This window comes from Streptomyces sp. NPDC055632, assembly GCF_053618675.1.
The window spans coordinates 1-8089 of the sequence record NZ_JBSHHY010000077.1 but is presented as its reverse complement, the minus strand read 5'-3'; the positions used below and the strand labels follow the sequence as shown (position 1 = coordinate 8089).

9 protein-coding genes and 2 pseudogenes are annotated in these 8089 nt (G+C 66.3%); 10 read left to right on the top strand and 1 reads right to left on the bottom strand.

Features of this window, described 5'->3' with window-relative positions; all coding sequences use genetic code 11:
- Positions 1–109: 109 nt before the first annotated feature.
- Positions 110–817: pseudogene (locus ACWGSR_RS37240) on the bottom strand (IS5 family transposase).
- 29 nt (positions 818–846) lie between these two features.
- On the opposite strand from ACWGSR_RS37240, the gene ACWGSR_RS37235 reads away from it, so the two are divergent.
- From ACWGSR_RS37235 to ACWGSR_RS37190, 10 genes and pseudogenes are all read left to right on the top strand, one after another.
- Positions 847–1146, top strand: coding sequence for a DUF4259 domain-containing protein (locus tag ACWGSR_RS37235; RefSeq protein ID WP_453573793.1), 300 nt, complete (start codon positions 847–849; stop codon positions 1144–1146).
- Between the two features lie 233 nt (positions 1147–1379).
- Complete coding sequence (locus ACWGSR_RS37230; protein WP_453573791.1) at positions 1380–1853, top strand: hypothetical protein; 474 nt, start codon at positions 1380–1382, stop codon at positions 1851–1853.
- A 131-nt stretch (positions 1854–1984) separates the two neighbouring features.
- Positions 1985–2152, top strand: a pseudogene (locus ACWGSR_RS37225) (DnaB-like helicase C-terminal domain-containing protein); the annotation flags it as partial.
- Between the two features lie 259 nt (positions 2153–2411).
- Positions 2412–3161 carry a TnsA-like heteromeric transposase endonuclease subunit gene (locus ACWGSR_RS37220; RefSeq protein ID WP_453573788.1) on the top strand — a complete coding sequence of 250 codons (750 nt, stop codon included), beginning with the start codon at positions 2412–2414 and terminating at the stop codon, positions 3159–3161.
- A complete protein-coding gene (locus ACWGSR_RS37215; RefSeq protein WP_453573785.1) occupies positions 3161–4447 on the top strand; it encodes a hypothetical protein in 1287 nt (428 codons plus the stop codon). Before ACWGSR_RS37220 ends, ACWGSR_RS37215 begins: the two co-directional genes overlap by 1 nt.
- A 174-nt stretch (positions 4448–4621) precedes the next feature.
- The gene (locus tag ACWGSR_RS37210) at positions 4622–5209 is read left to right on the top strand and encodes a Mu transposase C-terminal domain-containing protein (RefSeq protein WP_453573782.1); all 588 of its coding nucleotides are present in this window, start codon (positions 4622–4624) and stop codon (positions 5207–5209) included.
- On the top strand, positions 5209–6264 hold the full coding sequence (locus tag ACWGSR_RS37205; RefSeq protein ID WP_453573779.1) for a TniB family NTP-binding protein: 1056 nt from the start codon (positions 5209–5211) through the stop codon (positions 6262–6264). Before ACWGSR_RS37210 ends, ACWGSR_RS37205 begins: the two co-directional genes overlap by 1 nt.
- A 236-nt stretch (positions 6265–6500) precedes the next feature.
- Positions 6501–7103: a hypothetical protein gene (locus ACWGSR_RS37200; RefSeq protein WP_453573776.1), complete on the top strand. Its 603-nt coding sequence runs from the start codon at positions 6501–6503 to the stop codon at positions 7101–7103.
- 43 nt (positions 7104–7146) lie between these two features.
- Entirely contained in the window at positions 7147–7491 is a 345-nt protein-coding gene (locus tag ACWGSR_RS37195; RefSeq protein ID WP_453573773.1) for a hypothetical protein, read from the top strand.
- Positions 7488–7814: a hypothetical protein gene (locus ACWGSR_RS37190; RefSeq protein ID WP_453573770.1), complete on the top strand. Its 327-nt coding sequence runs from the start codon at positions 7488–7490 to the stop codon at positions 7812–7814. Before ACWGSR_RS37195 ends, ACWGSR_RS37190 begins: the two co-directional genes overlap by 4 nt.
- Positions 7815–8089: the final 275 nt, after the last annotated feature.

Here is an 8089-nt window from a genome sequence, read left to right as displayed (position 1 = left end):
CAGGCACAAGATCATCCGACACCCGAACCACTGTGCCGCCACCCAACCCGACTGCCAAGCCCCTACGCCGAACTCATTCTGAAACGATCAGTAAGAACTCGTAACACGATCATGTTTGGGTCTTCTTGAGGCGTCTCCAGCAGATGAGGCTGCAGGCGAGGGAGACGAGGGCGAAGGTCTGCTCGACGACGTAGCGGAGCTTGCCCAGGCCCTCGATGTTCGGAGCATCTCTGCGGGAGATGACCGGCAGGATCCGGCGTTTGTGCAGTTCGCGGCGGTTGGGGTCGGAGTCGTAGCCCTTGTCACCGAGCAGGGCCCGGGGGCGTCGGCGGGGCCGGCCCGGGCGTCCTGCGACGGGCGGGATGCCGTCGACCAGGGCCAGGGTCTGGGTGGATGTCGTTGACGTTCGCCGCGGTGGTGATGACCTTCAGCGGGGTGCCGCGTCCGTCGCAGATCAGGTGGTGCTTGCTGCCCGTTTTCCGTCGGCCGGCCGGCGACGGACCGGTGTCGGCACCCCCCTTTTTTTCGCGCGGACATGGGAGCCGTCGACGCATGCTCGGGACCAGTCCAGCTCGCCGGCCGCGTTCAGCTCGGCGAGCAGGATCCCGTGCAGCCGCTCGAAGACCCCGGCCTGCTGCCAGCGGTCCAGCCGCCGCCAGCATGTCTGGCCCGAGCCGAACCCCAGCTCCGAGGGCAGCAGTTGCCAGGTGATGTCGTTGATCAGCACGTACAGGATGCCCTGCAGGCACTGCCGGTCCGTCACCGGCCGCGGGCTGAGAACTTTTTCCGGCCAGGGCGGCAGCAACGGTTCGACCATCGCCCACAGGCCACCGTCCACGATCCACGATCCACGACCGGGTACTCACACCCTCCCGAACGGCCGAATCGTCACACCGGGCGCGGTCAACCAGGGCTAATCAACAAGATCGTGTTACGAGCTCATCAGAGCCGCTAACGGAGTTGCCGGCAGACCTTCGAATGCTCGCCGTCGAAGCCCTGGACCAAGTGTTCTCTGACCGGTCTGAACTCGCCGAGCAGTGGGCCGAAGCTGCGAACTGGTCGCGGTGGCGTCAGGAGATCACCCGCCTACGCGACCTCCTCGACCCTCCGATCCCGCCACAAGAGGAAGCCCTCTTCGAGATCTAATCGGTTACCCAACGTCACAGACCACAGAACTTGAGCCAGAACCTGTTTTCGTGAACATCCGGCGCGAGAGGTGCCTCCAAAACTGCTGTCGAAACGCTGCCCTCCGACGTGAACAGAGCCAGCCTGGCCACCTCAATCCGGGACGCCGAGCAGAGTCCGACGCCAGGCAGCGGCGTTGTCAGTCTCCGCCGCTATCGTTCGCGCGTTCACGATCATCAGGGAGGGGTGGCTCGATGGGTGCCAGCGGATGGGACTACGTCACCGGGTACGACGGCGATGTAGAGGCGGCCTTGGCGACACTGCAGGCCAGGGTGTTCCAGGAGGAGTACGGCAGTGATGCCCGATACCGGAGCCTGGAGGATCTCTACGAGGACGAGGAGTTCATGGAGACCGAGGGCACCCATACGATCCTCGACATTGACAGGGTTGTTGCCACGGATGACCCGCCGACTAGGTCCGGCATCGCTGACTACGGCACCCTGCGCCCTCTGGCTCTCAACCGCGTAATCCACCACTTCGGCACAAACCGACCGTCGGTCGAGCAGTATGAGGAACTTGCCGCTGCTGCCCATGAGGCTGCGAGCCATGAGGAGCACGAGCAAAGCCTGCTCGGTGAGTGTCAGATGCGGTGGACCGGTTACTACATCGTCCTCTACTCCGGCGACAGGCCGACTCACCTGGGAATCTTCGGATTCTCAGGAGACTAGGACTGATCCGGCAGAGCATGCGACTGACTCTTTCTGCTGATCGTTCTTATGGACATGGAGCGGGGCGATCTCACGGATGCCGAGTCGGAACGGCTTCGGCCGTTTCTGCCGGTCAGCAACTCGCCTTCGCCGCGGACACCGTAATCCTGGTCCACCGCGAGGATGCGTACGACCGAACGTCTCGGCCTATGGAAGCCGACCTTGTGGTCGCGAAGGCGCGGAGCTCCCGGCCCACTATCGCGGCTGACGTCGCCTTCCAGGCTCACTACACGCGCTTCACCGACATCGTGACCACATGAGTACGCGACATGTAGGGGCACGAATGTCGTGTCGGAATCTCACGACTGGTGTCGGGTGGATGTCGGGTCCGACACCGTGGTGAGACACCGGCCCCAGTTGTTGTCCCGTCGCATCGAACCGCAGCTTGTCGCACTGATCTGTGCGTTGAGCCTGCGGTACGAGGGGCGGGACAGGTTTGAGTGAGACGGTGTCCCGCTTTGGGGTGGCTCTTGTCTCGGTTCAGGTGGCTTGTCTCAATCCAGTGGACATCGTCCTGGTGTGGATGATCAGGGGGAGCCGCTGAGCGGCAGGGACAGCGCGGCCGGTTTCGAGGTGGCCTGGGTCCGGAATGGTGTCGAGGTACGCAGGCCGCTGAAGGACGCGTGCGGGGTGGCCTTCGAGGAGGCCGCTCCGGTACGGGAGTTCCCGTCGTACCGGGGGCAGAGGAATTTTCCGGGTTTGTACTGGGCGGCCACGATGCTGCGTCATGTGGGGTTCGAGTCTTGGCTGGAGCGTGATCACGCGATCGCGATGGACTTCGACCCCCGAATCTCGTGGTTCGCGTCGCAGCCGTTCTGGCTGTTCTGGACGTCGCCGGAGGGGACACGGCTGTCCCACGCGCCGGACTACTTCGCCCGTCGGGCCGACGGGTCGGCCATGGTGGTGGACTGCCGGCCGGAGGCTCGTCGGAGCAAGCCGCGGGACCTGGCCAAGTTCGCCGGAACGCAGATGGCATGCGAGGCGGTGGGGTGGGATTTCCGGCTCGTGGGAGAGATCGACCGGATGCGGGTGGCGAACTTGCGGTGGCTCTCCGGGTTTCGCCATCCCCGGTTCGGCCAGGCCGGGTTGGAGGAAGCGGTGGAGGCTGCCTTCGCCGTTCCCGGACCGCTGGCGGCCCAGGCAGCGCAGGTCGGTGACCCGATCCTGGTCCTGCCGGTCGTCTTCCATCTGCTGTGGTGCGGGCGGCTAACAACGGATCTGTCGCGCCCTTTGAGCGATCACTCTCTGGTGAGCCGGGTGGAGGGCTGATGACCGAGCACGAGCGGCCGAAGGGTGTCCTGCGGGTGGGTGACCGGGTCCGGTTCGAGGACCGGGTCCACACCGTGGTGGGCTTGTCGGGGACGGCGGTCCGCCTGCTCGACGAGCACAACACCGCGAGCATGGTGATGTTCGCTCACCTGATGGTGTCAGAGGGGTTCGAGCTGCTGGACTCTACGGCGCCCACGCCGGGGATTCCGCCCTTCGGCCTGTTGGACACTGTTCCCGAAGTGGCTCTGCGCAAGGCCCGGTTCTACGAGAAGCACCTGATCGAGGTGGAGACCGGGCTCCCGCTGGATGCACCGAAAGGGACTGTTCCTCGGCCGGAGTACGACCCGCAGTGGCGAACCGTGAACGAGCGCGTCGTGTCCAAGGCGGCCGAGTTGACCGCGGCAGGCAACGAGGTGTCGGACCGGACCCTGTTCCGGCTGAGGTCGAAGTGGCGGGATGAAGGGCTCTGGGGGTTGGTGGACCGGCGGGCTACCCGGCTGTCCATGGCGCCGGGCATCGGGCGGGTGGACGAGCGTCTGGTCGAGGCGGTGCTGGAGGTCCTGGCCGCGCAGGAGGATGCGTCGTCGGGGACCCGCACCCGCGTGATCCGGCTGGCCGAGAAGCTCGTCGCCGAGCGGCATGGGGAGGGCGCGGTCCCGCTGCCGTCGCGGGCAACGTACTTCCGGCTGCTCAAGTCGCTTTCCGAGGGGCGCCACAGCTTTGGGGCGGCAACGACCCGGCGTTCTCTGGCCGGGCGGCCGGAGGCTCCGTTCACTCCGACGCTGGCCGCCCGTCCCGGTGAGGTGGTGCAGATCGACACCACGCCGCTGGACGTGCTGGCCGTCCTGGACGACGGCGTGGTGGGGCGGGTGGAGCTGACGATCGCGGTCGATGTCGCCTCCCGCACCATCTGCGCGGCGATCCTGCGGCCGGCCGGAACGAAGGCCGTGGATGCCGCACTGCTGCTGGCGCGGATGCTGGTGCCCGAACCGATGCGGCCCGGCTGGTCGGACGCCCTGCGGATGTCCGCCTCGCTGATCCCGCACGCCCGGTTGATGAGTGTGGATGCCCGCCTGGAGCACGCCGCGGCACGACCGGTGATCGTCCCGGACACGATCATCGTGGACCGGGGCAAGGTCTTCGTCTCGGACACGTTCGTCGCGGCCTGCCGTTCGCTGGGCATGTCCTTCCAGCCCGCGCGGCCGGCCACGCCGACGGACAAGGGAGTCGTGGAGCGGACTTTCGAGTCGATCAACACGCTGTTCTGCCAGCACGTCGCTGGATAAGTCGGCTCCGACACCACCCGCCGCGGCCGGGACGTCCAGGCGGTCTGGACGATCGCGGAACTCGCCGATCTCTTCCACGAGTGGGTTATCGCCCGGTGGCAGACCCGCCCCCATGACTCCCTGCGCAGTCCGTTCCTGCCGGGCAAGGCCCTCTCGCCGAACGAGGTCTACGCCATGCTGGTCTCCCGCACCGGCTATCTGCCGGTCTGTCTCAGCGGTGACGACTACATCGAGCTGCTGCCCGTCGAGTGGCGGAAGATCAACGACTACGGCATCACGCTCGACTACCGCACCTACGACTGCCGGGAGTTGGGCTCCTACCGGCGCCAGCCGTCCGGAGTGGACACCAAGGGCAACCTCTGGGAGGTCCATTACGACCCCTATGACCTCTCTCATGTCTGGGTACGCGATACCCGGGCCGGAGGCTGGATCACTGTTCCCTGGACTCGGCTGGGCACGGTCTCGGCGCCGTTTGCCGATTTCACCTGGCGCCATACCCGAGCCGTGCTGGCCGCCAAGGGGGCCGGCGACACCGATGAGGACGCCATCGCGGTCGTCATCGACGACCTGCTGACTCGCGCCGGGAACGGGCCCGACCGGCGCATCGCCGCCCGGACCAAGGCGGCAACCGCCGCCCCCGCGCTGCCGCAGGCACGGCGAGAACCCGAACCGGAAACGGAGACGGAACCTGATGGCGAAGGCGAGATCGCCCAGGTCATCCCGTTCGGTGTGTTTGACGCCTTCACGGACGGGAGCCGCTGATGACGCATTTCCTCGAGCCGGAAGAAGTCGACCACCCGCTGACGACCAAGGAGGGCTGGACCGCCTTCACCGCGGAGACCACCACCGCGCCAGCCGTCCTGGCGCCCGCGGCCCTGCAACGGCTCACCGAGGCGGAACGAACGGCCTACGACCAGGCCCTGGAGGACTACCACGCGCAACTCGTCATCGTCTCCACCCCGACGATCCGCCATGTCACCGCGACCGGCCGCAAGCGCATCCTGCTCAACCGGCACCAGCACTCCGCCCGCCGCGGACTGATCGTCTCGGGCCCGGCCGGGACCGGAAAGACCACCGCCATCACCCAACTGGGCAAGAACTACCAACAGTTGGGACGCCGTCGCGGCGAGATCCCGCCGGACTCCCTGCCGGTCGTCTACGTCACCGTCCCACCCGCGGCCACACCGAAGATGCTGGCCATCGAGTTCGCCCGCTTCATCGGCCTGCCGCTGCCGTCACGCTTCAGCCAGGTCGAAGTCACCAACAAGGTCTGCGACCTGCTCTGCACGCTCGGCTGCCGTCTCGTGCTCATCGACGAGCTGCACAATCTCGACATCGGTACGCGGGCGGGCGCCGAGGCATCCGACCAGATCAAGTACCTGTCCGAACGTATCCCGGCGACCTTCGTCCTGGCCGGCGTCGACGTCGAGGGCACCGGGCTGTTCGCCGGACGCCGCGGCGGACAGATCGCCAGCCGCTACACCCTCATCCCCACCAGCCCCTTCCGCCACAAGACCGAGGAACAGCGCAACTCCTGGCGTTCTCTCGTGGCGACTCTGGAGGAGTCCCTGCGGCTGCACGCCCACCGGCCGGGCACCTTGCTGAAGCTGAGCTCCTACCTGCACGACCGCACCGGCGGCATGATCGGCAGCCTGTCCCACCTCGTCCGCGAAGCCGCCCTGGACGCCATCCTCGACGGCAGCGAGAAGATCACCAAAGCCTCGCTGGAACGAGTCGACCTGGACGAGAGTGCCGAACAGCAGAACCTGACACGCGCACGCGGACGCCGGGTCCGCAATGAGAAACGTATCGCGTGACCACCCGGCCGCGACTTCTGCCGCTTGCGCCGCCGCCTGTCCATCGCGAGACCATCGGCTCCTATCTGAACCGCCTCGCCGACGCCAACCATCTCACCATCGGCTACCTCTAGTCCCTGGTCGGTCCGTCGCGCCAGCACCGCCGAGTCGACAACCGAGTCGGCTACTGGACCCCAGACGCACTGGGGCGGCTCGCCGCACTGACCGGCCGGAGCCCGTCCTGTCTGGTCCACGCGATGCCGCCGCTCGGCACGATCAGCGACCCGCTCCGACACCTTCGGTCCGCCAATGAGGAGGTCATCGAGCCACGGCGCCGCCCGGCCTGTCGCCTCTGCATGGCCCGGCGGCACATCCACGGCCTCGTCGTCCGCAGCACTCCACACCATGAAGGCGTCTGCCACCGTCACCACCGCTGGCTCCTCGGCGATGAACAGCATGAACTGACACGGCTGCCCGAGATCCTGCGAGCCAATCTCCGCCATCACCGGATCGTCCGCCGAGGCGCACATCCCTCCACCGCACTGGCCTACATCGACGCCCGCGACCGCCTGAACAGGTGGTTCACCAGCGAAAGCAGCGGTGAGCCGCTTCAACAGAGATGGAACCGCCGCCTCCACGTGCTGGGCGAGGACCCGTTCGGTGATCCCCACCGTCCCTCCGACGCCCGGATCGAACTGGCCACCTACCCCGAGGTCATCGTTCTCACTAGCCTGTTCGCCTCGCGTTACTGGCAAGACCATCCCCAGTTGCCGACCGAAGCGGCACAGCGACTCAACATCGCACCCCATCAGCTTCCGCTGCATGAGATGGTCGTCCCCGTGATTGAGAAGGGGCCGTGATCTCACTCGCCGACTGTCAGTGTCGATCGTCATCATGGGAGACATGGCCAACCCGAACCTCATCACCGGCAGTATCTGGCGGCTCCACCACGGCGACCAGGAGATTGCCCGGCTGACCGTGACCGGCGCCGATATGCCCTGGACGCACGCAGGAGTCGAGACACTTCCTGGTTTTGAAGAGTTCCGTCCCCTCTTCAGTGAGCAAGAGCGGGCTGTCGACGAGGAGGACTGGGACCGGGCCGATGCCTGCTACACCCAGATCCGCAGTGCGCTCACCCTGACGCTTCCCGGCGGCGGCCCGGTCGCCGAGTTCATTCTGCACATCCACGACGACGGCACCGCCGACTGGCGCTGGCACGACGAGCCCTTCGACGCGGTGAGCCCGTGACGACCTGGGTTCGCTGCTTCTGGGACGAGGAAGAGGTGTGGTTCTACTTCGAGCTGGACGCCGATGGCTATGTGATCCGGCAAGTCGAGTTGCAGGAGCCTGGAAACAAGGCTCTGACCGCTGCCTCGCTGGCCGAGTGGCAAGAAGCCCAAAGGGACGGTCGGTCCGCTGAATACGAGAGCGTCTACGGTCTGACCGCGGAACCGGCCATCTCCGAGTGGGAAGGGCACGACCCGCAGTCGTTGTCGGCCGATGAGTTCGAGATCGTTTGGTCGACCGCCCGCGGTGAACTTCAGGATCGTCAGCGGCGCCCCTCTTCCTGAGCACGTCCATTACTGCGATTCCGACCAGGAAACTGCCATCTTCAACGCGAAAACGGCTGTCAAGCGTCTCGCCAACCTGACAAGGTCCTGCTCAGGTGGCATCACCCTCGCCATGATTCATGAGACGCGCCAACCGCACCGCCTACGCGTCTTCGCGACGCCTCGTCGCTGCCCCCAGTAAGAGGTTGTCTCACGTGGTGAGTTTCGCGAGTTTCTTGTAGCAGGTGAGAGCTGCGGCGAGGCCCAGGAAGGCAAGGAAGTGGCTGCCCTTGCGT

Coding starts and splice junctions, on each gene's coding strand:
- ACWGSR_RS37230 (WP_453573791.1), top strand. CDS start 1,380: ATGGGTGCCAGCGGATGGGACTACGTCACCGGGTACGACGGCGATGTA.
- ACWGSR_RS37215 (WP_453573785.1), top strand. CDS start 3,161: ATGACCGAGCACGAGCGGCCGAAGGGTGTCCTGCGGGTGGGTGACCGG.
- ACWGSR_RS37210 (WP_453573782.1), top strand. CDS start 4,622: ATGCTGGTCTCCCGCACCGGCTATCTGCCGGTCTGTCTCAGCGGTGAC.
- ACWGSR_RS37205 (WP_453573779.1), top strand. CDS start 5,209: ATGACGCATTTCCTCGAGCCGGAAGAAGTCGACCACCCGCTGACGACC.
- ACWGSR_RS37200 (WP_453573776.1), top strand. CDS start 6,501: ATGCCGCCGCTCGGCACGATCAGCGACCCGCTCCGACACCTTCGGTCC.
- ACWGSR_RS37195 (WP_453573773.1), top strand. CDS start 7,147: ATGGCCAACCCGAACCTCATCACCGGCAGTATCTGGCGGCTCCACCAC.